General features: G+C 67.3%; 1 protein-coding gene. It reads right to left on the bottom strand.

Translation table 11 applies throughout. The features are described 5' to 3' along the window. Nucleotides 1–275 (bottom strand): hypothetical protein (locus H5J30_RS35815; RefSeq protein ID WP_181791945.1); only part of this gene is annotated, 275 nt, incomplete at both ends.

The raw sequence follows: 275 nt of genomic DNA, 5'->3' as shown, positions 1-275 counted from the left end.
ATTCAGGAACCGCTCGAAGATCAGCCCGTGCTCGATCGGATCCAGGTCCGTGATCCCCATCGCGTACGACACGATCGAGCCCGCCGCGGAGCCGCGGCCAGGACCCACCGCGATGCCGTTGTTCTTCGCCCACATGATGAAGTCCGCGACCACCAGGAAGTACCCCGGGAACCCCATCTGGATGATGACGTCCATCTCGTACTCCGCCTGCCTCTGGCGGTCCTCGGGGACGCCGCCCGGGTAGCGGCGGGCCATGCCGCGGCGGACCTCCTCCT

The sequence above is a fragment of the Streptomyces phytophilus genome (assembly GCF_013870535.1).
GTDB lineage: Bacteria > Actinomycetota > Actinomycetes > Streptomycetales > Streptomycetaceae > Streptomyces > Streptomyces phytophilus.
Note: the sequence above shows the minus strand (reverse complement) of the source record. Positions and strands in the feature narration are given on the sequence as shown.